Origin of the sequence: Caballeronia choica, assembly GCF_001544535.1 — a bacterium.
Taxonomy (GTDB): domain Bacteria; phylum Pseudomonadota; class Gammaproteobacteria; order Burkholderiales; family Burkholderiaceae; genus Caballeronia; species Caballeronia choica.
On sequence record NZ_FCON02000018.1, the window covers coordinates 1 to 23,801 of the forward strand.

The following is a 23,801-nucleotide window of genomic DNA, read 5'->3' on the forward strand; positions in this document are numbered from 1 at the left end:
TCGATGAAGACGCCAAGATCGCCCGGGTCGCTGAAATCGAGCATCGTCGTGAGGAGCGTGAGGCTCGCGACCGAGTCGTCGCCGCGCGCGCGCAGCACCGCCAGCGCCGACGAGAGAATCGTCCCGCCGACACACCAGCCGACCGAGTTGACCTTGTCGGCGCCGGAGATCGCGCGGCCGACTTCGAGCGCCTTGATCGCGCCGTTCTCGACGTAATCGTCCCACGTGATGTGGCCGAGTTCCGCATCGGGGTTGCGCCACGACACGAGGAACACCGTTTGACCCTGCTCGGACGCGAAGCGCACGAACGAGTTTTCCGGCTGCAAATCGAGGATGTAGAACTTGTTGATGCACGGCGGCACGATCACGAGCGGCCGCTCGGCGACCTTCTCGGTGAGCGGCGCGTACTGGATCAACTGGAACAGTTCGTTCTCGAAGACCACCGAGCCTTTCGACACCGCCACGTTGCGGCCGACTTCAAAGGCGCTTTCATCGGTGATCGAAATGCGTCCGCGCTTCAGGTCTTCGAGCAGGTTTGCGAAGCCCGCGCGCATGCTCTCGCCCTGGGTTTCGACGGCCGTCTTCATCGCCTCGGGGTTGGTGGCGGGAAAATTGGCGGGGCTCATCGAGTCGATGAACTGGCGTGCGTAGAAACGCAGCTTGTGCTTCTCCTTCTCGCCGACGCCGGACGCCTCGACCATGTCGTTGAGCAGTCGCGAGTTGAGCAGATAGGTCTGCTTGAGCAGGCTGTACCACGGATTGTCGCGCCAGGCTTCCGCGTTGAAGCGCCGGTCGCCGCGCTCGGGCTGGACGGCGGGCTCCGCGGCCTGGCCCGTGGCGCTCGCCATCATGCCCATGTAGAGCGCCATTTGCTGCTGCCAGTAGTGCGCTTGAGCCTGCGCGAGCGCAAGCGCCGGCAGTTTGACGGGGGACGACGGCGCTTCGCCGGTGGTTCCGGCAGCGCCGGTGTAGGCTTGCAGCAGCGTCTGCCCCGATTTGAAAAAGCCCCGGACGAATTCGTCCGGCATGTTGAACGGCGCGGCCATGCTGTCTCCTGGGAGTTCTGGTCTAAGAGTCCGCTTTCGCGTCGCGTCGCATTGCGTCTTGTCTCATCGCTTTGCGACGCGCGATCGCCCCGCGTCACGCCTGCCGCGCGAAAGTCTGAACTCGGCGTCAGGCGCGGGTAGGGGGCGGGCGCAACTTAATTGCGCTGCAGCATTTTCTTGATTTCTTCTACGTGCTCGTTCGCGCGCTGCGTGATGCTCGCCATTGCGTCGGCCTGCGACTTGCGCGCGATCTCGGCGAGATCCTTCATATCTTCGAGCGCCTTCAGGCACGCGTTGCGCGCGACTTCGGTCTGCTTGCCGGGATCGGTGATGCCCGTCGTCGCGGCGGCCTGGATGTCCTGCATCGCGCGGCTCAGCATCTCGGTCTGCTTGCGGGCGACCGCCTGCATCGAGTCGTAGGCGGTCTTGTTCGCCTCGACGATCGCCTCGATGTCTTTCCGGCGCGACTCGATCAGCGCGGACATGTCGACGCCCGGCACCTTGAACTGTTCGAGCATTTTCGTCAGATCGCCAAAGGGATTCGTTTGATCAGCCATGACTGTCTCCAGGGGTTATGTACGTCGATCGCGACATTCGAGCAACGCTCATGCCGCACGGACGGGGCGCGAAGCCGGCATTGTGAACGCATCGCCGTCGGGCATCACTTTACCCTGACGGTGCAAGCCGTGGTCACAACGACGCGGGTTTTTGCCCGGGCAGCAGCGTGGGGGCCGCTGCGCTTGCCTTTGGGGTGGGCTCTCGTATGGCGAGTGATGCGGCCCCTTGAGCGGGGTGGTGCCTGGAGTCAGGTGCCGCCCCTCTAATAGCTGCTCGGGTCCGGCGTAAGCATGACAGTCCGCTCGATCGCCATTTGCCGGAGCAACTGCTCGTGGTGCCCGAGCATCTCCTTGAGAAGATCGCCGATCGACAGCATACCGATCACCTCGCCGCCCTCCACCACTGGCAGATGCCGTATGCGCTTGTCCGTCATCAGCTCGATGCATTGGGGAACGGTCTGGTCCGGCGTCACGGACTGCACTTCGTCCGACATGACTTCGCGCACCGCCGTGTCCTTCGACGCCTTGCCGCTCAACACGATTTTTCGCGCGTAGTCGCGTTCGGAAAACACGCCGACGAGTCTTCGCCCGTCGAGGACGACGAGTGCGCCAACGTCCTTCTCCGCCATCACTTGCAACGCGGACAGCACCGACGCATCCGGCGCCACGGAATAGGCACCCGGCGCCTTGCCCGCGAGGATTTCGCGGAGTGTCTTGTAGCGCAGCGTTAGCTCCGGGCTATTGAACCTCTGCTTCATGATCGACTCCTCGGACACTGCGACGCGGGCTGCGGTGCGGATTCGTCGAATGGATTCGTCGAATGGATGGCGAGCCGCGCCGCCCTTACTGGACATTAGACCATCCCGTCAGCATTTCAATCGTGAGAACGCGTGTTGCAGTGCACACGTCGAGCGTCGCAGGCATCTTCATGCCAATATGACGAGCAGGCTTGCCGGCAAAGCACGGCATGCCGAATGCCGCGCGATGTCCGCCGTCGAATTTTTCAGCCGAATGCCATGCCAGTCTATGACTACGAGTGCGCCGAATGCGGTGCCTTCGAAGCAGTACGCCGTATCGCCGAACGCGATGATCCCGCCGTTTGTCCAGAGTGCGGAAGCACGGCGGCTCGCATCGTGATCGGAGCGCCGGCGCTTGGCGGGAATGCGTCAGGCGGCTCGGACGAGTCCGCCGGATCGTACGGCATGCGTCACCGCGGATCGTGCACGTGCTGCGGTTGAGCGATTGGAGAAAGCGCGCCAGGTTTCGGCGCGCGCTGCGGGGCCCGGCATGATGCGGACCCCGCGACGGCAACTTACACCGCCATCACCGTAACCGCCTTGGTGACGAGATAGGCGTCCATCGCTTCCGGACCGCCCTCCGAGCCATAGCCCGAATCCTTCACGCCGCCGAAGGGCATCTCCGCCGTCGGGGTCGCTGGCTGGTTGATCCACAGCATGCCGACTTCCATCTGCTGCGACAGCAGATGCACATTGCGGAACGACTTGGTGAACGCATAACCCGCAAGCCCGTAAGGCAGGCGATTGGATTCCGCGATCGCTTCTTCCAGCGTGTCGAAGCCACGAACAGCCGCGATCGGGCCGAACGGCTCGTTGTTGAACACGTCGGCTTCGAGCGATACGTTGGTCAGCACCGTCGGGGCGAAGAAGTTGCCCTCCGACCCGACCCGCTCACCGCCCGTCGCGACCGTCGCGCCCGTGGCACGAGCGTTTTCGAGCACCTTGTCCATCGCGGAGAGACGGCGCGCGTTGGCAAGCGGCCCGAGCGTCGTGCCCTCGGCGAGCCCGTCGCCGAGCTTCAGGCTTTCCGCATGCTTCACCAGCGCCTGCGCGAATTCATCGCGGATGCTGTTGTGCACGAGGAACCGCGTCGGCGAGATGCAGACCTGCCCCGCGTTGCGGAATTTCGCGACGCCGGCCGCCTTCACGGCCAGCGCGACGTCGGCGTCCTCGGCCACGATCACCGGCGCATGGCCGCCGAGTTCCATCGTCGCGCGCTTCATGTGCGCGCCCGCGAGCGCGGCCAGTTGCTTGCCGACCGGCGTCGAGCCGGTGAACGTCACCTTGCGGATGACCGGATGGGGGATCAGGTAGCCGGAAATCTCGGCGGGATCGCCGAACACGAGACCGACGGTTCCCGCCGGCACGCCGGCATCGACGAAGGCCTGCAACAGCGCCGCAGGCGACGCCGGGGTCTCTTCCGGCGCCTTCACGAGGAACGAGCAGCCGGATGCCAGCGCCGCGCTCAGCTTGCGCACGACCTGGTTGATCGGGAAATTCCACGGCGTGAAGGCCGCCACCGGGCCGACCGGCTCCTTGATGACCAGTTGTTGCGCCGACAGGTTGCGCGACGGCACGATCCGGCCGTACACGCGGCGCCCTTCGTCTGCGAACCATTCGATGATGTCGGCTGCGGAAAGCACTTCGACGCGCGCTTCCGCGAGCGGCTTGCCTTGCTCCTGCGTCATCAACCGGGCGATGGCGGGGGCGCGTTCGCGCACGAGGGAGGCGGCCTTGCGCATCGTCGTGGCGCGTTCGTTGGCCGGAATCTTGCGCCACGCTTCAAAGCCCTTTTGCGCTGCGGCGAGCGCGCGGTCCAGATCGGGAATGCCGGCGTGCGCGACCTTGCCGATGGGCTTTCCGGTCGCCGGATTCACGACGTCGAGCGTCTTGCCGCTCTGGGCGTCGCACCATTCGCCGTTGATCAGAAGACGCGTGTCTGTGTAGTCTGATGTAGCCATGCTGTGTTCCTTACAGTGGTTGTGCAATTGGCCGCGTCCGCCTGCGGCCAGGAAATACAGGGCAAACGACGATCTTATCCGATCGTGCGCAAACCTTCCCGGCCCGGCCAGGGACGCAAACGCGCATGCGCCGCTCGATCCGCCGTGTCACAGCGAGGCTTCGAGCATCGCCAGATAGTCGTCGCCGGATGCTTCGCGCGGGTTGGTCTTGTGGCTGTGGTCCTTGAGCGCACCCGCGACGATGCGCGGGAACATCTCGCGCGTCACGCCGAGTTCGGCAAGCCCGCGCGGAAGGCCGAGCCTCGCGGTCATCGCGCGGATCGCTGGACCGACTTCGTCAGCCGACGCGAGGCCCAGCGCCTGCGCGATCCGCTCGAGCTTGCCCTCCTCCAGCATCGACGGCGCCGCGCGGTTGAACGCGATCACGGCGGGCAGGAAGATCGCGTTGAGCGTGCCGTGATGCAGACGCGGATCGATGCCGCCGAGCGAATGGCTCAGGCTGTGCACGCAGCCGAGGCCCTTCTGGAACGCGAGCGCGCCTTGCATCGACGCGCTCATCATGTTCAGGCGCGCGGTGCGGTCGGCGCCGTCGCGGGTGGCGCGCTCGATGTGCCGCCACGCGCGCCAGAGACCGTCGAGCGCAATGCCGTCGGCGGGCGGATTGAACGCCGGCGCCATGAAGGTTTCGAGACAATGCGCGATGGCGTCCATGCCGGTCGCGGCCGTCATCAGCGGCGGCAGGCCGAGCGTCAGTTCGGGGTCGCAGATGGCGACCTTCGGCACGACGTAAGGCGAGATCACGCCGACCTTGCGGCCGTCGTCGAGAATCAGGATCGCGCCCCGGCCGACTTCGCTGCCGGTGCCGGCGGTCGTCGGGATCGCGATGACGGGCGCCGTCGCCGATGTGATGCGCGCTGCGCCGCCTTCGATCAGCGCGAAGCTTTGCAGCGGGCCTTCGTGCGTGGCGCACACGGCGACGCCCTTCGCGAGATCGATCGACGAACCGCCGCCGAGCGCGATCACGCCGTCGCATTCGTGCAAGCGGTACATCGCGACGGCGTCGCGCACGGCGTGCTCGTTCGGGTTCGGTGGCGTGCGGTCGAAGACTGGAACGGGCGCCGTGCTCGCGAGCGTCGCGAGCACGGTGTCGAGGATGCCTGCCGCGCGGATGCCCGCATCGGTCACGATCAGCGGCCGGCGAATGCCGATCCGTTCGCATTCGCCGGCGAGAAGCCGAACGGCGCCATGGTCGAACTGGATCTGCGTGATGTAGTTGATGAGGGACATGATGGTTGACGAAAAGTTATAGGACTCCGCGCTGCGATCCGGCGGATGAATGGCCGGTCGACTGGACCGACGCAATTTCACAGTATATTGTCCGCGACGGCGACGCGATATTGACAACATTTGATAGCGCTATAACTTTTCCTCAACCCGGAACCCGATGACGCCCACGCTCAACTCGATCATCTCCCGCCTGCACGTCAAGCAACTGCGTCTTCTGATCGCGCTCGGCGAGCATGGCTCGCTGCTCGGCGCCGCGAAGCAGCTTGCGTTGACGCAGCCTGGCGCGAGCAAGGCCCTGCACGAGATCGAAACGACGTTCGGCACGCCGCTTTTCGTGCGCACGAATCGCGGACTCGAACCCAACGCGGCGGGCCATTGCGTGATCCGCTACGCGCGGCTGATTCATACCGACCTCGCGCATCTGCGTGAGGAGATCGCGGGCATCATGCGGGGCCATGGTGGACGCGTTTCCGTCGGCGTCATCATGGGCGCGGTGCCGCTGCTCACGGATGCGATCACGGCGGTGATGGAGGAGCAGCCGGAGATGTCGGTTGAGATCGTCGAGGATACGAGCGCTACGCTGCTCGGTTTGATCGATGCGGGGCGGCTCGATCTCGCGGTTTGCCGCACGAGCGTGAGCCAGACGCCGTATCTCTACGACAGTGTGTTCGTGCAGGATGAAACACTTGCGGTCATCGCCAATCCGGCGCATCCGCTTGCTGCGCGACGCCGGTTGTCGCTGGCGGGGCTTGCTGATTACCGATGGGTGGTCTATCGCGCGAACATGCCGATGCGGGTTTTGCTCGAACGCGAGTTCCACGACGCCGGTTTGCGGTTTCCTGCACACTTGCTGGAGACGACATCGGCGTTTGCTACTGTGTCGTTGCTGCAGAAGAATGCTTCGCTCGTCGCGCTCGTATCGATCGATGTTGCACGGTTTTGTACCGAGCACGGAATGGCGTGCATGTTGCCGTTGCAGTTGGCTTCGCGAAGTGAGCCTTATGAACTGGTTACGCGGCGGGATGCGCCATTGTCGGTGGGGGCGCGTATGTTGATGAATGCGATTGTGGGTGGATAGTCAACGCCTCGGATAAGCCGTAACGTCCCCCTCTACAGAAGCGCTCACCCTTTCCCCCACCCGCGGACTCAGATACCCCGCCACGCGCGTCAGCACGACGCCGTTGCTCTTCGTCAGCCGCAGCCTGACGCTGGCATCGTGCCCATAGAACGTCACGCTCTCGACGATCGCCTCGAACCCGCCCTCGACATTCGTCCCCACCTGCGAGATGCGGATCTGCTCGGGCCGGATCATGACATCGACGGGACCGGCGTTCATCGGCCGGCCGAGCGTCAAACGGCCCATGTCGCATTCCACCGCGTCATCGCACACGATGCCCGGCAATAGCACTGCGTCGCCGATGAACGTCGCGAGTTCGGGCGTCGCCGGCCTGCGGTAAAGCGCTTCCGGCGTGTCCGTCTGCACCAGCCGGCCATTCGACAACACCGCCACCTCCCGCCCGAGCGACAACGCTTCCGACTGGTCATGCGTCACGAGCACAGCCGTCGCGCCCGTGGCCGCAAGCGCGTTCGTCACGGCTTCGCGGGTCTCGATGCGCAAGGCGGCATCCAGCGACGAAAACGGCTCGTCGAGCATCACGAGCGACGGCGCGGGCGCGAGCGCACGCGCCAGCGCCACGCGCTGCTGCTGGCCGCCCGAGAGTGCCTGTGGCGCGCGATCGCCATAAGAGGAAGGCAAGCCGACCAGTTCAAGCAGCTCATCCACGCGATACCGCGCGCGACGCTGGCCGCGCGGCAGCCCGAACACGATGTTCTGGGCCACCGAGAGATGCGGAAACACCGCGCCCTCCTGCGGCACATACCCGATGCGCCGCGCTTCCGAAGGCACATGCAGACCATCGCCCGCGACGCGCCGTCCGTCGATATCGACCGTGCCGCCATCCGCGCGCTCGAAGCCGCACAGCACGCGCAGGAGCGTCGTCTTGCCACTGCCCGACGGACCGAGCAGCGCGAGCAGCGTGCCGCGTTCCACCGACAGGTCGATGCCATGCAGCACCGCATGACCGTCGAACGATTTCGTGAGACCGCTGATGCGAAGCTCGCTCATGCCGATGCGCTCCGTCCCAGCACGGCGGACTTGCCGAGCAGCGCGAACAGCAGCCCCGACGCACCCAGCGATACGCCGACCAGCAGCGCCGCATAAGGCGCGGCGGCGGCGAAGGCGAGCGTCGACGTGTCGCTCCAGACTTGCGTCGCGAGCGTGCGCGTGCCGATCGGCGAGAGCAGCAAGGTCGAGTTGAGTTCGGTGACCACCGAGATGAAGACCATCGTCGCGGCCGCGCCGAAGCCGGGGCCCGCGAGCGGCAACACCACGCGCCGCGCGGTCTCGCCCCAGCCGAGACCGAGCGAGCGGGCGGTTTCCTCGAGTCGCGGCTGCGCCTGCGTGAGCGCCGCGCGCACGCTGACGAGCGCGAGCGGCATGAACAGAATCGCATACGCAACGACGAGCAGCGCCGCGCTCTGATACAGCGGGCGCAGCGCATGCACCGCCAGCGAGACGATCGCGAGCGCGACGACGAGACTCGGCAACCCTTGCGCGAGAAACACGATGCGCTCGAAGACGGTCGCCGCGCGGCTCGGAAAGCGCACGAGCAGGAACGCGAGCGGCACGCACAGCAGCGTCGTCACCAGGGCGGCGGCAAGCCCGTAGCCGAGCGAGGCGAGGGTCGAACTCGCCAGCAACGCCGGCGAGACCTCGGCGGGCGTCACGGCAGCCGCACGGCTTTGCGTGAGCCAGTAGCCGATCATGCCGAGCGGCACGCCGAGCGTCACGATGGCGAGCGCGGCAAAGCCCGCCACGACGAGCCAGCGCCACGCGCCAAGGTCGTAACGCAGCGCGGCGCGACGCGTGCCGCGATCGAGGCGTTCATAGCGCGTCGCGCCGCGCACGCGCATTTCGAAGGCGAGGCAGACGAGGCACATCGCGATCAGGATGCATGCGAGCACGGACGCGCCGCTGCCGTCGAAACTCGTGCGGTATTCCGCGTAGATCTGCGTGGTGAAGGTGCGAAAGCGCAGCAGCGTGAACGCGCCGAATTCCGACAGCACGCCAAGCGCGACGAGCAGCATCCCGCCGAACAGCGACGGCCGCAATTGCGGCAGCACGACGCGCAAGAACACTTCGATGCGTCCGCAGCCGAGCGAACGGGCGCATTCTTCGAGCGCCGGGTCCATGCCGCGCAAGGCGGCCGCGACCGGCAGATAGACGAGCGGAAAGTAGGCGGTCGTGATGACGAGGAGCGCGCCCGCGAAGTCCTGCAAGTCGAGACTCAGCGACACCCACGCGTAGCTCGTGATGAAGGCCGGCATCGCAAGCGGCGCGACCGTCAGCGCCGACCACAGGCCGCGTCCCGGCAGGCGCGTGCGCTCGACGAACCACGCGGTCGCGGTGCCGATCACGGCCGAAGCCAGCGTCGCGCCGACGGTGATCATCAGCGTATTGACGAGCAGTTCGCCGACGAGCGGCCTGAAGATCAGCTCGAACGTATCGTCCCAGCCGAAGGTCGCGGCACGATACAGCGTGAAGGCGAGCGGCATCAGCACCAGCAACGCACAGACCGCCGCCGCCGCGAACAGGCCACGTGGCGCGCGCTTCCGGCCGCGCGCCGCGCGCGGGGCAGGAAGCGGCACGGCGGCCTTCACGACTTCACTCATTACAGCAGGCCGGCCTGGCGCATCAGCTTCGCGGCCTTGCTGTCGTCGCCGAGTTGTTCGATGGTGAGCGCGGGCGGGCTCAACTGGTCGAACGGCCTGAGCAGCGGATCGGGCGCGACGCCCGCACGCAGCGGATACTCGAAGCCGATGTGGCTCTTCGCCATCAGGTCCTGCGCGCGCGCGCTCACGAGATACGCGAGAAAGCGCTGGCCGGCTTCCTGGTTCTGGCTCGACTTGAGCACCGCCGCACCCGACACGTTCACCAGCGCGCCGACATCGCCGTGGCCGAAGTGATAGATCGCGCTGCGGGTCGCGCTGTCGCCGAGCTGCACGTGCAGGCGCGCCCAGTAGTAGTTGTTCACGACGCCCGTCGCCACGCCGCCGCGATTCACGGCCGCGACCACGCCTTCGTCGTCGTCGAAGATCTGCGCGTTGGTCTTGAGGCCCTTGAGCCATTGCAGCGCGCCGTCTTCGCCTTTCATCGCGATCACGGCGCTGACCACCGGCAGGAAGTCGCCGTCGCTCGGCGCGATGCCGACCTTGCCTTTCCACTCGGGCTTCGCAAGATCCATCAGCGATGCGGGCAATTGCGCGGCGTCGATCTTCTTCGTGTTGTACACGAGCACGTTCTCGCGCGCGACGACACCCACCCAGGTGCCCTGCGGCGCGTTGTAGCGCGCGGGGATCGCGGCGAGCGTCGCGGCGTCGGTCTTCGCGAGCAGGCCCTTTTCATCGAGCAGCATCAGCTCGGGCGAGTTCTCGGTGAAGTAGACATCGGCGGGCGTGGCCGTTCCTTCCGCGACGAGCTGCGCCGCGAGCGCCGGGCCTTCGCCATTGCGCACCTTCACCGAGATGCCGCTTTGCTTCTCGAAGTCCTTCGCCAGCATGTCGACGACCTGCTCGTGCTGCGCGTTGTACAGCGTGAGTGACGCGGCGTTCGAGTCGAACGGGAGCGCGGCGGCAGCCGCAAGCAGCGCAACGCTGCACAGCTTTGCGCCGAGGGTGGACTTGGTTTTCATGGTGGTTCGTCTCTTGGGTCTCGTTGAAGCCGCGGGTCGAAGCGGGTTGAAGTTGTTGTCTTGCGTGCTAGGTTCCGAACAACCCCGCCCCGATGAACGACCCCTGCCGCACGCCCGGCGGGCACGCAAACACCGCGCTGCCCACATGCGTCGTGAACTGGTTCATCAGGTCGAACTTCGCGAGCTTTTCGTTGATCGGAATGAAGCCGCTGCGCGGGTCGCTCTGATGCGCGATGAAGATGAGCCCCGCGTTGTATTCCGTCTCCTGCCGCCACGGCGGCCACCGCTCGATGTAGAAGTCGGTGCCGTCGTTGTACGAATACGAGCGGCGCAGGATTTGCGCGCCCTTGTTCGACGCCTGGTTCGACAGCCGCACATGCGAGTTCTCGGGAATCAGCGGATTGCCGTCGTGATCGAGCGAATCGAGATCGACCGGATCGAATTCCCTCTTCTTGCCAAGCGGCGCGCCGCTGTATTTCTCGCGGCCGAACACCTGTTCCTGGAAGCCAAGCTCCATCTGGTCCCAGTGTTCGAGCGTAATGCGGACCTTCCGCACCACCGTGTACGTGCCGCCCTGCATCCATGGTGCATCGGCGACGCTCGCCCAGACGAACTCCTTCATCTTCGAAGCGTCTGCTGTCGGCGGGTTGTTCGTGCCGTCCTTGAAGCCCATCAGGTTGCGCGGCGTTTCATCGCGCGCGCCGGCGAGGAAGCCCGCCTGGCCCCAGCGCATCTGCACGGCGCCGTAGCCCATGCGCGCAAGCTGCCGCACGGCATGGAAGGCAACTTGCGCATCGTTCGCGCAGGCCTGGATCATCAGGTCGCCGCCGGTCTTTTGCGGGATCAGTTGATCGCCGTTGAAGCGCGGCAAGTCGACGAGCGCGGCCGGGCGCCGTTGCCCGAGGCCGTAGCGGTCCTTGCCGTCGCGCGTGAACAGGCCCGGGCCGAAGCCGAACGTGATGGTGAGGCCGGAGGTGCCGAGGCCGAGCACATCGGCGGAATCGGGCGCGACCTTGTCGTCGGCGGGGAGCGGCTTCGCCGTCTCGCCACGCGTCATGCGCGCCGCCGCGTCGGTCCATTCGCGCAACAGGGCGATGACGTCATCGCGTTTGTCGGTGACGAGATCGAGCGCGGCCACGTACGTGTGGCTCTGCTGCGGCGTGACGATGCCCGCCTGATGCTCGCCGAAGAACGGCTCGACCGCCCGTTGCGGATCGGCCGGCGCGCGGGCGAGTGCGGCCTGCGCGACATTGCTTGCGCCGAGCGCGGCGCCCGCGGCCACACCCGCTTTCAAGAAGCGGCGCCGCGGTGGATCCTGATCGTATGTCATGACTTTCTGCTTCGCCAAACTTACTTCGCCAATACCAGTGCGTTGACGTCATCCTCTACGTAGTAGAAGCCGTCGCCTTCGGGTGTCATCGCGAGGCCGAACAGGTCGCCGTTGCCGGGCGGCGTCTGCGCCTTGTCGGTATCGATCCAGCGCGCGTAGATCTGCTTGCCCGTCTCGGGATCGATCTCGACGATCTGGCCGTTGAGCGCATTCGTCACGAGCAGGTGGCCGTTGGGCGCGACGATCATCGCGAGCGGCCGGTGCAGCAAGCCCTCGGCCGTGAGTTGCCGGCCGACGCCCGCGCTGGTGTCGCGCGTCAGCGGATCGTCGATGACATTGACGCGGTTGCCGATCGCATCCGAAACGAACAGCCGCTTGTTGTCCGCCGACAGCGCGAGCCCGGTCGGCCCGACGAGGAACACGCCCTTGTCGGCCTGCGCGCCGAAGCCGCTGCCGATCACCGTTTCCTGCTTGACGACGGGCGCCTTGCCCTGCGGGATGTCGAGTTCGAGGCGCAGCACGGTGGCCTGCTTGAAGACGGGCGGATTGCCGTCCGCGCCGCCCACGCCGAAGCCCGCCATGCTGATGAAGAGCGTCGCGTGATCGCCGTTGTCGACGACCGCCATGTTGCCCCACGGATCGTTGATGTTCGGACTGACGATCGTCGATGCCACCTTGCCTTGCGAATCGAGCACGATCAGGCAGCCGGCGCCCTTGGTGCCGGTCGTGCCGTCGTTGCTCGGCGTGCTGCCGATGATCACCCAGCCGGACTTGAGCATCGTCATCGCGGTCGAGAGGCCGATGCCGCCCGGACAGTCCTTCAGGTCGCGCGGCACGGTCGCGAAGACTGTCAACTCCTTCGTGTCCGGGTGATAGTTGACGATCGTGCTGCCGGTGCCCTGCAGGTTCGCCGAGTTATTGAAGTTGCCGACGAGCACGTCGTTCTTCTTCACGGTGCCCGCCGAGACGGGCGCGACGATCACCGCGTAGGGGTTCTGGTCGCCGTTGTCGGGCACGGTGTTGACGAGCGTCGCGTGGCGTTTGATCGTTTCGAGGAAGCCCTGGGGCTCGGCATGCGCGATGCCGGCAAGGGACAACGCGGCAACGGCGGCCAGCGACCCGGCGACGAGTGCGGCTCTGGCTTTGATCTGTTTCATGAAAGTGTCTCGGTGCGTGCGCACAAAGGGTCGCGGCTCAGAAGGTGATGTTGGTGCGCACGCCGATGACGAACGTGTTGCGCAGCGGTTGTGTCGGATCGGTCGGGTTCTGCCCGGCGCCGGCGTTGAAGGTGTACTGCATGTCGCCCTGGATGACCCACCATGGCGTCACCTGATACTGGTAGGTGGCTTCGAGCGCCGTTTCGCTCGTGCGCACGCCGTACGTGCCACCGGTGATCGCGCGGTTGTCGAGGTCGAGGTCGTGCGCGTGGCTGCCCACCTTGATGTACGCGAGCGCGAGGCCGACGCTGTCGTTGTCGCGCCCCGGGAACGGCGCCTTCATGACGACGCCCAGGTTCGCGCTCACGCTCACAAGGTTGCGGTCGCCCGGCGCGCCCATCACGCGCGCGAACACGCCGATGCTGCGCGGCTCGTCGGGATCGGGTCGCCAGACCATCTGGTCGGCGACCGCGTAGAAGCTGTAGTCGCCATGATGCGACTGCGGGATGCCGGTCGAAGTCGGGCTCGCGAGCGACATGCCGGTGTTGTCGAAGTGCAGGTCGTCGAAGCTGCCGCTGTTGTACCAGACGCCCAGCTTGTACGTGCCCGGCAGCCCGTTCGATGGCGCGCCCACGAGTTCACCCTCGGCGGGCTGGTTGATCGCGTACTGCAACTCGCCGATCCACAGCGCGCCGTTGTGCAGGTTGAAGTTGGTGCCGCTCTTGTTGTCGGGGTTGTTGCCGAGCGGATCGCCGTCGAACACACCCGCGAGCGCGGTCAGTGACGGCGTGATCTGCCCGCGCACGCGCACGCCGAGCGCGGACAACGGATACGCGGGACCGCCCGACGGCATGTCGTACGACGGCAATCCCGGCCAGCCGAACATCGTGTTGATGAAGGTCGCGGAGTACTGGCTGACCATGAACTCCTGGTCGATGCTCTGTTGCCCGACCTTCACGTCGACGCGCTTGTCGAGGAACGACTGTTGATACCAGAGTTCCCAGAGACGCGTGGAAGCGTCCGCCTCGATGCCGCTCGCCGTGTTCAGCGTGCCGAGATTGTGTTCGCTCAGGTTGCGTCCGTGGATCTGCAGCATGCTCACGTTGAACGAGCCGCCGGGCAGGCTGAACGCCTTTTGCGTATCGACACCGAGTGTGATCGTCGTGAGGCCGTCGTAGGTGCCGCCCGTTTTCAAACCGCCGCGCAAGTTGGCCAGATACTCGGACGTCTCGGTCGCCTGCAGCGTCACACCGTATTTGCCGAGCCACGGGCGCAAGCCGCCCATGTCGCCGAGCAGCGTCGAGCGCGTCCAGACGCCCGTCCATTGGCCCGCCTGCTGCGCCTGGATGTTCAGATCGGCCTCGGGAGCATCGGAAGGCGTCGCGTCCGGGTTCGCTGCCGCGGCAAATGCCGTCGAGGAAGCCAGCGCCAGGCAGGCAAGGCTTGCATTGACCCGCGCGCGCCGGCGTGATTTGCGTGTCAGTGGCTCGCGCGTCTTCGAACTCCTTTGCATTCCGCGAAAAGAGAAATGAACGGGCTTCATTGGAATCCTTTTGTTTTGCACCGACATCGCCGAACGAAATCCACGGTCCTGGACGAACTTCGCGTTGGGCTCAGTGAGAAATGAGTCAGAAGAACATTGGCGATGATCGTAGCGGGCATGAAATCGTGCGTCAATCTAAATGCGAACGATTCTCATTAGAATTACTCGAGGGTATCGACGTGATTACGGAATCCTGAACGAACTGGAAATTTGAACCGGGATTTACATCCGGCCGGAAAGGCTGATGAAAGAGTCGCGTGGCGTGAATGATTTCGTCTGGAGGATGAAGCGAAACGCCTCTTATCGCGCGTTGGCGGTCGGGTTAGCTTGCCGTCCGTATGGGGCGAGCCGGACCGCAGCTAGCGGTTGCGGAAACTCGTGCGGTAATCGTTCGGCGACACGCCGAGCCTTCGCATGAAGACGATCCGCATGCGATCTGCCGTCCCGAAGCCGCAGTCGTAGGCGACGGTTTTCATCGGCGCGTCGCTGCTTTCAAGCGCATTGCGCGCCGCGTCGACGCGCGCGCGTTCGACGAACTCATGCGGCGTCATGTCCGCGAGCTGGACGAACGAGCGCGCGAAGTTGCGCGCGCTCATGCCGGCCACCTGGGCGAGCTTGTCGACGGTCAGCGTCTCGCCGATGTGCTCCATCACGTAGGCCTGCACTTTTGCGACCGGCGACGTTTCGTCGGCCGGGGCGCTGAGGTAGGGGCTGAATTGCGACTGCCCGCCGCGCCGCTGCGCAAACACGACGAGCCGCTTCGCCACCGCGAGCGACACCCGCGCGCCGTGATCTTCCGCGACGAGCGCGAGCGCCACGTCGATACCCGCCGTCACGCCCGCCGACGTCACGAGTCGTCCGTCGCGGATATGGATGCGGTCGAGTTCCACCTTCGCGCGCGGAAACTGCTGCGCGAGTTGCGACGCGTTCTGCCAATGCGTCGTGACGTGCCGTTCGTCGATGAGGCCCGCATGGCCCAGCGCAAAAGCGCCCGTGCAAATCGAGCCGTAACGATCGCAATGAGCGGCCACGTCCGCGAGCCAGCGCATGAGGCGCGGGTCGGGCGCTTCCAGCGGCAAGCGAGGGCCGCCCGCGACGAGCGCCGTGTCGAAGTGCTCGCGCGCGTCGTCGCAACTGAGGTCGGCGAAGAGCCGCGTGCCGTTCGACGTGCGCACCGCGCCGGCGTCTGGCGCCACGAGCGTGATCGCGTATGCATCCTTCGTGGCGATGAAGGCGTTGGCCTCGGCGAATACGTCGACGGGACCCGCGACATCGAGCGCCTGCACGCCGGGAAAGATCGCAATGGCGACGGTTCGCATCGGTGAGGTTCGAAGGTGGAAGGAAGGTCGCGCATGGCTCGCGGCCTGTTGGCAGAAGACGCCGTGCGCTTGGCAGAGATCGACGCATCGCCGGCATTGTTCGACGCAGCACGCGCATTCACACTGCCTGCATCGGCTCGAAACGCCCGGCGATTGTAGCAAGGGCATGCATTGCAGGCTCGCCGACACCCTTCCATGCACCACGCGGAGATACATCATGAGCGAAACCATTGCGGGCATCCGCATTCCCGACAGCAAGATGGCGCGCGACGCAACGCAACTCGTGCGCGACACCGAAACCCACCTGCTTTATCACCACTCGCGCCGCGTGTTCCTGTTCGGCGCGCTGGCCGGCGAACGCAAGCAATTGAAGTACGACGCCGAGTTGCTCTACATCGGCGCGATGTTCCATGACATGGGCCTCACGGACGCCTATAGCAGCGCGAACGATCGCTTCGAAGTGGACGGTGCGAACGCGGCGCGCAATTTCCTCGTGCAATACGGGATCGGGGAAAGCGAGATCGAACAGGTGTGGGATGCGATCGCCCTGCATACGACGCCGGGTATCCCGCAATACAAGAAGCCGGTGGTGGCGCTCGTGACGGCAGGCGTCGAGATGGACGTGCTCGGCCTCGCCTACGACGAGTTCACGGACGACCAGCGCAAGCTCGTGGTGGCCGCGCATCCGCGTGGCGAGCGCTTCAAGGAAGGCATCATCGATGCGTTCACGAAAGGCACGATCAAGAAGCCGGAGACCACGTTCGGCAACGTCAAGGCTGACGTGCTCGCGTTGAAAGATCCGGACTACAAGCGGCTCAACTTCTGCAGCATCATCCTTGGTTCGGCATGGAACGATACCAACCATGACTTCGCGACGTGCCGCAATCCGGCGCATGCGCATGGTTGAATGGAGGCGGCGGCCCCGTAACGGCCGCCGCGTTCGAACGCGCGGGTCAACGCACGAGACACGGGCGCTTGTTGTCGAACTTCCAGTTCGGAATCAGGTACTGCATCGCGACGCCATCGTCGCGTGCGCCGAGTCCGTGTTGCTGATACAGCGCATGCGCCTTCTCGAGTTCGTCCATGTCGAGTTCGATGCCGAGCCCTGACTTCGCCGGTACTTTCACCTTGCCGCCCACGATTTGCAGCGGATCGCGCGTGAGACGCTGGCCGTCCTGCCAGATCCAGTGCGTGTCGATTGCGGTGATCTTGCCGGGTGCGGCCGCCGCAACATGCGTGAACATCGCGAGCGAGATGTCGAAGTGATTGTTCGAATGCGAGCCCCACGTCAGGCCCCAGTCGTTGCACATCTGCGCGACGCGCACCGAGCCCTGCATCGTCCAGAAGTGCGGGTCGGCGAGGGGGATGTCGACCGATTGCAACTGGATCGCGTGACCCATCTGGCGCCAGTCGGTGGCGATCATGTTGGTCGCGGTCGGCAGGCCGGTCGCGCGGCGGAATTCGGCCATCACTTCGCGACCCGAGTAACCGTTCTCGGCACCGCACGGATCTTCGGCGTAAGCGAGCACGTCGTGTTTGTCACGGCAAAGACGCACCGCTTCCGCAAGCGACCACGCGCCGTTCGGATCGAGCGTCACGCGCGCGTTCGGGAAGCGCTCGGCGAGTGCCGTCACCGCTTCGATTTCAGCGTCGCCGGGAAGCACGCCGCCCTTCAGCTTGAAGTCGTTGAAGCCATAGCGCGCCTGCGCCGCTTCAGCCAGGCGCACGACCGCCTCGGGCGTCATCGCTTCCTCGGTGCGCACGCGCTCCCAGTCGTCGCGGCCTTCCGCGCCGCTCGCATACGGCAGGTCGGTCTTGTTGCGGTCGCCGATGTAGAACAGGTAGCCGAGCATCTCGACTTCGTCGCGTTGCTGCCCTTCGCCAAGAAGCGCCGCGACTGGCACGCCGAGATGCTGGCCGAGCAAGTCCAGCAGCGCGGCTTCCAGCGCGGTGACGGCGTGGATGGTCGTGCGCAGGTCGAAGGTCTGCAAGCCGCGGCCACCTGCGTCGCGGTCGGCGAATTGCGTGCGCGCCTTGTTGAGCATCGCCTGCAAGTTGCCGATCGACTGGCCGACCACGAGCGGCCGCGCATCGTCGATCGTCTTGCGGATCGCTTCGCCGCCCGGCACTTCGCCGACGCCCGTGTGGCCGGCGCTGTCCTTCAGGATCACGATGTTGCGCGTGAAGAACGGGCCGTGCGCGCCGCTCAGGTTCATCAGCATGCTGTCGCGGCCGGCGACCGGAACGACGCGCAGTTCAGTGACGGTCGGCGTGGCGTTCGATTGAATCGAGTTCGTGGACATGAGAGCGGTACCCGGTAAGTTGGATGGGAATTCGTGTCTGTGTGCGTGGCTTATGCAGTGCGTGGCGCTTACGGCCGCGACCGGGCGACGATTTCAACCCAGTTCGCGCCCCGCCCTCCTTCGCAACGTGAAAGCAGCGAAAGCGCGCCAGAGTCGGCGTCGATGGCATACACGGCGACATGCGACGACTTTTCCCCGCACGCGACCAGCAAGCGGCCGGCCGGGTCGATCTTGAATCCGCGAGGCTGTGTTTCAGTTTCGACGAAGCTCGCGTAATCGAGCGAGCCGTCGGCCTGAACCCGATAGGCAATCAGGCGGCTCGACGTGCGCTCGGATACGTAGACGAAGCGGCCATCCGGCGTGATCTGGATGTCGGCGGCCCAGACGAGCGAGGCGAGCGTCTTCGGGTCGACTGGAGCGGCGCCGCGAATCCGGCCGTCGTCGAGGTGGGCGAGCGCCGGGCAGCGCGCCGAGATTTTCGGTGCGCCGAGCCGGCCCGTTGCGCTATCCCTTGCAATCGCGGCGATCGTCGCCCGGAACTCGCTCACGACATAGAGCGTTTTTTCGTCCGGCGAGAAGCGCAGGTGTCGTGGCCCGAATCCGCGTTCGAGTTCGATCTCGTTAATCGCGGCAAGCTCGCCGGTTGCGTCCGCTGTGGCCGTTGCGCCGGATCGCAATTCGTAGGCGAAGACGCGGTCCGATCCGAGCGACGAAACGTACGCAAACCGCCCATCGCTGGAAACGATCACAGCGTGGGCGTTCTCGATGCCATCGACGACTTGAAGCGGCGTGCCATCGGCGTTCGCGATGCGTTCGGCGTCATAGAGGCTCAGGCGATGTTCGCCGTATGACGCGCCGAGCAAATAACGGCCGGACGGGTCCGCCGACAAGTACGCGAGACTCGATGCAATCGGTGCGGCGCCGCGGCGCGAAAGGCTGCCGGCTTCCGCATCCACCGAATACGCGACGATGCCCGGCTGGGCGCCCCGGGTTGCGGCGTAAAGAGACCGCTTGTCCGCCGACAACGCCAGCGGCATGACAGCCTCGGCGGCAGCGTGCCGCGAAGTCGCTTCGATCCGTCCGCTCTCGGTGTCCAGATGAAAGACGGAGATGTCGCCGTCGAGCGCGTTCGATACGAATACGGCGCAGGAATCGGGCAGCGCTTGAATCATGATGAATGCTCCGTGGTGGTCGGTGAGCTTTGCGGTGGGTAGTTTGCGCCATCGAGGTCGCGCCCGGCGCAGCGTTTCTCCTGCTGCGCATGTGTTATGTTGTCTGACGACAGTCTACTTTTGTGTGCGTCAGAATCCAATAAGGTGTTTACCCTTCCCTTTAGCAAAGCCTTGTCTGATCGGCCTAAGACGGAATTGTGACGTCTCTTGGGCGGATTCGACCACTCAGATCAGGACATCAGATGACTAGACGGTCGGGCATTCGGGAACGGTCGCCCGTGTCTACGAGATACAGGTTAGTAGTTATATGATGTCTGATCAAAAATTCTGCCGGTTTTTACCTCAATCCATGCAAAAAACCCGCATCGGGTCATTACCTCTTGTGCAACCGTCAACCCATGTTATACGATGACTGATATTGTTATGGATGACCCATTCTGGAGACGAGATGCAAATTACCGGCGAAATGCTCATCGGCCGCTCGGCCGTGCGCGGCAGCGAAAAACCCCTGCGGGCGTTCAATCCCTCCCTCGGCGAAGACATTGCTGCTCCGGTATTCGGCAGCGGCACGGCTGAAAACGTCGCGGCGGCCTGCGAACTGGCACGCCACGCATTCGACGAATTCCGCAACCTGCCGCTGACTGTCCGCGCCGAATTCCTGGAACGCATCGCCGCCGGCATCACCAACTTGGGCGACGCGCTGATTCAACGCGCGCAGGAAGAGTCCGGACTGCCCAAGGCGCGCCTCGAAGGCGAACGCGGCCGCACGACCGGCCAGCTCAAGCTCTTCGCCGAAGTCGTCCGCGCGGGCCAGTGGCTCGCGGCGACGCTCGATTCGCCGCTGCCGGAACGCAAGCCCCTGCCGCGCTCGGACCTGCGGATGCAGAAAATCGCCATCGGGCCGGTGGCGGTGTTCGGCGCCAGCAATTTCCCGCTCGCGTTTTCCGTGGCGGGCGGCGATACCGCGGCGGCGTTCGCGGCGGGTTGCCCCGTGGTCGTGAAAGCGCACAGCGCGCACCTCGGGACCTCCGAGATGGTCGGCCGCGTGATCCAGCAGGCCGCGAAAGACCTGAACCTGCCCGAAGGCGTGTTCTCGATGATCGTCGGCGCGGGCCGGACCGTCGGCGAGGCGCTCGTCGCGCACCCGGCCATCAAGGCAGTCGGCTTCACCGGTTCGCGGGCCGGCGGCACGTCGCTGATGCAGGTCGCAGCTCGCCGCCCCGAGCCGATCCCCGTCTACGCCGAAATGAGCAGCATCAACCCGGTCTTCCTGTTGCCGTCGGCAGTGGCTGCGCGCGGTGCCGCCATCGCCCAGGGTTTCGTCGATTCGCTCGTGCTCGGCGCCGGCCAGTTCTGCACCAATCCCGGTCTCGCGATCGGCGTCGACGGGCCAGAGTTGACGAAGTTCATCGATGCGGCGTCGGCAGCGTTGAGCGCAAAGCCTGCGCAGACGATGCTCACGTCGGGCATCCACGCGGCGTATCAGCAGGGCGAGGCGCGACTGGCGAGCACCGAAGGCGTCAGCGAGATTGCGCACGGTCAGGCCGCCAGCGGCCCGACGCAGGCCTGCGCCGCGCTCTTCGTCACCGACGCGCAGACCTTCCTGACGCAGACGGAACTCGAAGACGAGGTTTTCGGCCCGGCATCGACCATCGTGCGTTGCAAGGATGAAAAGGAACTGGCGGCGGTCGCCGAGCACTTCGTCGGGCAACTCACGGCGACGATCCAGATGGATCGCGACGACGTCCCGACCGCGAAGAAGCTCGTGCCGATTCTCGAGCGCAAGGCTGGCCGGATTCTGGTCAATGGCTTCCCGACCGGCGTCGAGGTATCACATGCGATGGTGCATGGCGGGCCGTTCCCCGCGACGTCCGACAGCCGCGTCACGTCGGTCGGAACGACGTCGATCGAGCGTTTCCTGCGCCCGGTCTGTTATCAGGATTTCCCCGCCGAGTTGTTGCCGGAAGCATTGTCCGATGCCAACCCGCTCGAACTGTGGCGTCGTCGCGATGGGCAGATCGTGAAGGCCTGAGCGTAAGTTGAAGGTTTGAAGCAGGGAAGAGAAAGCGGCCGCAAGGCCGCTTTCTCGTTTGAGGCCGCGACGTTTCCCGCGATGCGCGAGAAGCCACGTCACGCAGTCGTCAGACGCTGCTTGACTCGACGGATGGAGCAGTTACCATCGTAGTTGTCGGACAACCGAACAAGGTCAGTGAGCCGGCGTCCCGCAGGCTCGACGCCGCCTACGAAACGACACGACCCAACGCCGAAAACACCCAAGCAAAAATGAGCAGCCTTACCGACAAAGTGGTCGCCACGCTTTCCGAGGACATCGAACGCGGAATGCTCCGGCCGGGCGACCGGATCCCGACGGAAGTCGCCTTGATGAAGCAACTGTCGGTGAGCCGTTCCGTCGTGCGCGAGGCGATCTCGCGCTTGCAGGCGGCCCATGTCGTCGAAACGCGCCACGGCATCGGCACCTTCATCCTGCCGCAGCAGGACAAGGAAGACGCCGTGCGCCTGCCGGACGCGGACCTTTCCAGCATGATCGACGTCATGGCGATCATCGAGTTTCGCATCGACCTCGAAGCAGCGGCGGCGGCACTCGCCGCAGTCCGGCGCACCGACCAACACCTGAAGCAGATTGCGGCGGCGCTCGCTCGTTTCGAAGCCGAGCTCGCCCATGGAAGCACCAATGTCGTGGCGCACGATGTCGAATTTCACTTGCAGATTGCGCGTGCAAGCGGCAACCGTTACTTCTTCGACGTGCTCAGCCAGATGGGCCGCGGCGTGAGTCCACGCACGCGGCTCGGCAAGGCCGAACTTGCCGAGCTCGACCAGATCGAACGCCTGCGCAACGTGCTCAGCGAGCATCAGATGATCTATCAGGCCATCGTGCGCCAGGACGCCGACGACGCGCGCGCCGCCATGCGCATGCATCTGAGCAACAGTCGCGAGCGGCTTCGGCGGGCGCACGAGTCGACGGCAAGCTAGGCCCGACCTGACCCGGTCAGAGGCCTATGCGTTGAACGGCACCCTCACTTCTGGTGGTCCTGCGAAGCTTCTTCGGGACTCTTCTCGTGCGGCTTCACCGTCGAGCGGATCACCATGATCTTGTTGAGCAGGTCGAACCAGAACGGCGCGCCAAACGACAGCCCGAATGCGGTCACCAGCCAACCGAGAATCGTGCTGAGCGAGTTCGGGATATTGTGTCTGTCGAAGAACTCGTCTCTTCTGAGCGGTGTCCAGCCGATCGGCAAGTTCAGGTCGATCACGCGGTGGATGGCTTCGGACACGCGCAAGTCGGTGGCTCTTATGGCGGCTTCCGTGTCGTTCAGGCCCGACGCCGCTGTTGCACCGCTGGCGGCTGCCGCGCTGTCCGAAGCTTGCGCGGGCGCGGCGTCGGATGCGGCCGTACCGGGCTGGCGGGTCAACACGGGTTGCGGGATTTTGCCTGCGTTATAAGCCTCCTCCACCGTCTGCGCGAGATGCTGGCGCGCCCCGGTGTCGGCGGCCAGAAACTTCGCCAGATAGATCGTATCGACGTTCATTCCCACCGCGAGCGCCAGTCCCAACCAGAAGAGGATGTGCTGGGTCTCGCGCTTGTACCAGCCCGACACGCGATCCATTGCGGCGTCGTACCACTTCTGGATGGCGTCGATGGCCTTTTCATCGTTGTCCGCGGCAGCGCTCAACGCCGCCAGGATGCCGGTGGCCAGGTCGTCGGTGCGTCCGCTGAGCGCCTGGCGAACGCGCGCGACAAGCGTAGCCGACGGCGGATTCTGCAGCGCCGGATTCGGACCCGGTGCTTGCGCTCCGGGCAATTTCCCCGCTGCGGCGAGGTCGAGTAGTGCCAACGCGAAAGTGCGCGCCGGAATATAGGAAGGCAGGTTCGTGTGGACGCGAAGACTTTTAACGACGTTCCAAATCCACTTGAACCCGTTGTTCCCCGTAAAACCCGCCGCGTCCGCTTCGTACTTCCCGCCGTCGTAAAGCGCCTTGATGAGCGGATGCTCGTAAAGGCTCTTTGCGTGGGTGTCGGTCAGCATCTCCTGGATCGCGTGCGCGAGGAACGCCGAGCGCGTCTTCAGGCGCGCCTCGATCGCCTCGCGAATCGCCGAGACGACGAGGCTGAGCAAGAGAAACAGAAACACCATCCCGAGCACGAGATCGAATGTGGCGGAACCGAGCATCACGTCCTCCGAACAGAACCGGCTTCTCGACGGCTACCGCACGCCATGATCGTCGCCGTCGTTCCCCGGCAAGAACGGCGCGACGGTATTGACGGCCAGGCGCAAGTGCAGACCGGGCGCGGGCGATGTGCCTTTCGACGAACGCCGCTGTCATGCGACGAAACGGCGTGAAGACATGGCCCGTCTATCGAACTGCCCCGATCGATGCGTGAATCCAATCTAGGCGTTGCGTTTCCCTTCCGCAAGACAGGCATCCGGCAAATAAAGACAGAACAACGAAGGCATCAAAACAGAAAGCCACGGCATGGCGAGTCGGCACGCCGATGCCCGACATCAGGCCGAATGCTCTCCAGCGCCCGCCTTCACTGGCGCAGATCGCGGAAAAACT

General features: G+C 65.1%; 20 protein-coding genes. 5 read left to right on the plus strand and 15 right to left on the minus strand.

The genetic code is table 11. The annotated features are described in order from the left end of the window. The 3 genes from AWB68_RS10790 to AWB68_RS10800 all read right to left on the minus strand — a co-directional run. Positions 1-1,046: alpha/beta fold hydrolase (locus AWB68_RS10790; RefSeq protein WP_125482911.1), on the minus strand; the 1,046-nt coding region annotated here is incomplete at its 3' end. Between the two features lie 155 nt (positions 1,047-1,201). Further along, positions 1,202-1,603: a phasin family protein gene (locus AWB68_RS10795; RefSeq protein ID WP_087644335.1), complete on the minus strand. Its 402-nt coding sequence runs from the start codon at positions 1,601-1,603 to the stop codon at positions 1,202-1,204. Between the two features lie 263 nt (positions 1,604-1,866). Beyond that, on the minus strand, positions 1,867-2,361 hold the full coding sequence (locus AWB68_RS10800; RefSeq protein WP_087644336.1) for a CBS domain-containing protein: 495 nt from the start codon (positions 2,359-2,361) through the stop codon (positions 1,867-1,869). 258 nt (positions 2,362-2,619) lie between these two features. Between AWB68_RS10800 and AWB68_RS10805 the strand changes: the two genes are divergently transcribed. Beyond that, complete coding sequence (locus tag AWB68_RS10805; protein WP_087644415.1) at positions 2,620-2,841, plus strand: FmdB family zinc ribbon protein; 222 nt, start codon at positions 2,620-2,622, stop codon at positions 2,839-2,841. A 74-nt stretch (positions 2,842-2,915) separates the two neighbouring features. Here the strand turns inward: AWB68_RS10805 and AWB68_RS10810 are convergent, their stop codons facing one another. Together AWB68_RS10810 and gbd are read right to left on the minus strand one after the other, a co-directional pair. Then, complete coding sequence (locus tag AWB68_RS10810) at positions 2,916-4,361, minus strand: NAD-dependent succinate-semialdehyde dehydrogenase (protein WP_087644337.1); 1,446 nt, start codon at positions 4,359-4,361, stop codon at positions 2,916-2,918. A 147-nt stretch (positions 4,362-4,508) separates the two neighbouring features. Next, positions 4,509-5,648 carry a 4-hydroxybutyrate dehydrogenase gene (gene gbd / locus AWB68_RS10815; RefSeq protein ID WP_087644338.1) on the minus strand — a complete coding sequence of 380 codons (1,140 nt, stop codon included), beginning with the start codon at positions 5,646-5,648 and terminating at the stop codon, positions 4,509-4,511. Positions 5,649-5,805: 157 nt separating this feature from the next. On the opposite strand from gbd, the gene AWB68_RS10820 reads away from it, so the two are divergent. After that, complete coding sequence (locus tag AWB68_RS10820; protein ID WP_087644339.1) at positions 5,806-6,726, plus strand: LysR substrate-binding domain-containing protein; 921 nt, start codon at positions 5,806-5,808, stop codon at positions 6,724-6,726. Here the strand turns inward: AWB68_RS10820 and AWB68_RS10825 are convergent, their stop codons facing one another. The 7 genes from AWB68_RS10825 to AWB68_RS10855 form a co-directional block, all read right to left on the minus strand. Continuing rightward, positions 6,727-7,773, minus strand: a complete 1,047-nt coding sequence (locus tag AWB68_RS10825; RefSeq protein WP_087644340.1) for an ABC transporter ATP-binding protein — start codon at positions 7,771-7,773, stop codon at positions 6,727-6,729. Continuing rightward, the gene (locus AWB68_RS10830) at positions 7,770-9,380 is read right to left on the minus strand and encodes an ABC transporter permease (RefSeq protein ID WP_087644341.1); all 1,611 of its coding nucleotides are present in this window, start codon (positions 9,378-9,380) and stop codon (positions 7,770-7,772) included. Before AWB68_RS10830 ends, AWB68_RS10825 begins: the two co-directional genes overlap by 4 nt. Next, the gene (locus AWB68_RS10835; protein WP_087644342.1) at positions 9,380-10,399 is read right to left on the minus strand and encodes an iron ABC transporter substrate-binding protein; all 1,020 of its coding nucleotides are present in this window, start codon (positions 10,397-10,399) and stop codon (positions 9,380-9,382) included. The genes AWB68_RS10830 and AWB68_RS10835 overlap by 1 nt, the downstream gene beginning before the upstream one ends. 67 nt (positions 10,400-10,466) lie before the next feature. After that, positions 10,467-11,729: an iron uptake transporter deferrochelatase/peroxidase subunit gene (efeB, locus tag AWB68_RS10840; protein WP_087644416.1), complete on the minus strand. Its 1,263-nt coding sequence runs from the start codon at positions 11,727-11,729 to the stop codon at positions 10,467-10,469. A gap of 20 nt (positions 11,730-11,749) precedes the next feature. After that, positions 11,750-12,886 carry an NHL repeat-containing protein gene (locus tag AWB68_RS10845; RefSeq protein ID WP_087644343.1) on the minus strand — a complete coding sequence of 379 codons (1,137 nt, stop codon included), beginning with the start codon at positions 12,884-12,886 and terminating at the stop codon, positions 11,750-11,752. Between the two features lie 37 nt (positions 12,887-12,923). Further along, positions 12,924-14,399 carry a carbohydrate porin gene (locus tag AWB68_RS10850; protein WP_087644417.1) on the minus strand — a complete coding sequence of 492 codons (1,476 nt, stop codon included), beginning with the start codon at positions 14,397-14,399 and terminating at the stop codon, positions 12,924-12,926. Positions 14,400-14,788: 389 nt separating this feature from the next. Continuing rightward, positions 14,789-15,748 (minus strand): GlxA family transcriptional regulator, encoded by a 960-nt coding sequence (locus tag AWB68_RS10855; protein ID WP_087644344.1) that lies wholly within the window; start codon positions 15,746-15,748, stop codon positions 14,789-14,791. A gap of 217 nt (positions 15,749-15,965) precedes the next feature. Between AWB68_RS10855 and AWB68_RS10860 the strand changes: the two genes are divergently transcribed. Continuing rightward, on the plus strand, positions 15,966-16,655 hold the full coding sequence (locus AWB68_RS10860) for an HD domain-containing protein (RefSeq protein WP_087644345.1): 690 nt from the start codon (positions 15,966-15,968) through the stop codon (positions 16,653-16,655). Between the two features lie 46 nt (positions 16,656-16,701). On the opposite strand, the gene gudD is transcribed toward AWB68_RS10860, so the two are convergent. Together gudD and AWB68_RS10870 are read right to left on the minus strand one after the other, a co-directional pair. Continuing rightward, positions 16,702-18,051, minus strand: a complete 1,350-nt coding sequence (gudD, locus tag AWB68_RS10865; RefSeq protein ID WP_087644346.1) for a glucarate dehydratase — start codon at positions 18,049-18,051, stop codon at positions 16,702-16,704. 68 nt (positions 18,052-18,119) lie between these two features. Continuing rightward, positions 18,120-19,223, minus strand: a complete 1,104-nt coding sequence (locus tag AWB68_RS10870; RefSeq protein WP_087644347.1) for a lactonase family protein — start codon at positions 19,221-19,223, stop codon at positions 18,120-18,122. A gap of 448 nt (positions 19,224-19,671) precedes the next feature. On the opposite strand from AWB68_RS10870, the gene AWB68_RS10875 reads away from it, so the two are divergent. Then, positions 19,672-21,255: an aldehyde dehydrogenase (NADP(+)) gene (locus AWB68_RS10875; RefSeq protein WP_087644348.1), complete on the plus strand. Its 1,584-nt coding sequence runs from the start codon at positions 19,672-19,674 to the stop codon at positions 21,253-21,255. Between the two features lie 251 nt (positions 21,256-21,506). Further along, positions 21,507-22,214 carry a FadR/GntR family transcriptional regulator gene (locus AWB68_RS10880; protein ID WP_087644349.1) on the plus strand — a complete coding sequence of 236 codons (708 nt, stop codon included), beginning with the start codon at positions 21,507-21,509 and terminating at the stop codon, positions 22,212-22,214. Between the two features lie 44 nt (positions 22,215-22,258). Here AWB68_RS10880 and AWB68_RS10885 read toward each other — a convergent pair whose 3' ends face one another. After that, positions 22,259-23,413: a hypothetical protein gene (locus AWB68_RS10885; RefSeq protein WP_087644350.1), complete on the minus strand. Its 1,155-nt coding sequence runs from the start codon at positions 23,411-23,413 to the stop codon at positions 22,259-22,261. Positions 23,414-23,801: the final 388 nt, after the last annotated feature.